Annotated in this window: 2 rRNA genes; both read right to left on the bottom strand. The window is 54.8% G+C overall.

Annotated features, from left to right (window positions below):
- Positions 1-114 (bottom strand): 5S ribosomal RNA (gene rrf, locus IM294_RS21965); the annotation flags it as partial.
- Between the two features lie 67 nt (positions 115-181).
- Positions 182-874, bottom strand: a 23S ribosomal RNA gene (locus IM294_RS21960); the annotation flags it as partial.

The following is an 874-nucleotide window of genomic DNA, read 5'->3' as shown; positions in this document are numbered from 1 at the left end:
CTGGCAGTTCCCTACTCTCACATGGGGAGACCCCACACTACCATCGGCGCTACGGCGTTTCACTTCTGAGTTCGGCATGGGGTCAGGTGGGACCACCGCGCTAAAGCCGCCAGGCAAATTCTGTTAATCTGTATCAGGCTGAAAATCGTCTCTCTCACCGCCAAAACAGCTTCGGCGTTGTAAGGTTAAGCCTCACGGTTCATTAGTACCGGTTAGCTCAACGCATCGCTGCGCTTACACACCCGGCCTATCAACGTCGTCGTCTTCAACGTTCCTTCAGGAGACTTAAAGTCTCAGGGAGAACTCATCTCGGGGCAAGTTTCGTGCTTAGATGCTTTCAGCACTTATCTCTTCCGCATTTAGCTACCGGGCAGTGCCATTGGCATGACAACCCGAACACCAGTGATGCGTCCACTCCGGTCCTCTCGTACTAGGAGCAGCCCCCCTCAATTCTCCAGCGCCCACGGCAGATAGGGACCGAACTGTCTCACGACGTTCTAAACCCAGCTCGCGTACCACTTTAAATGGCGAACAGCCATACCCTTGGGACCTACTTCAGCCCCAGGATGTGATGAGCCGACATCGAGGTGCCAAACACCGCCGTCGATATGAACTCTTGGGCGGTATCAGCCTGTTATCCCCGGAGTACCTTTTATCCGTTGAGCGATGGCCCTTCCATTCAGAACCACCGGATCACTATGACCTGCTTTCGCACCTGCTCGAGCCGTCACTCTCGCAGTCAAGCTAGCTTATGCCATTGCACTAACCTCCTGATGTCCGACCAGGATTAGCTAACCTTCGTGCTCCTCCGTTACTCTTTGGGAGGAGACCGCCCCAGTCAAACTACCCACCAGACACTGTCCGCAACCCGGAT

It is taken from the genome of Enterobacter cloacae complex sp. P43RS (assembly GCF_014930585.1).
GTDB lineage: Bacteria > Pseudomonadota > Gammaproteobacteria > Enterobacterales > Enterobacteriaceae > Enterobacter > Enterobacter bugandensis.
Note: the sequence above shows the minus strand (reverse complement) of the source record. Positions and strands in the feature narration are given on the sequence as shown.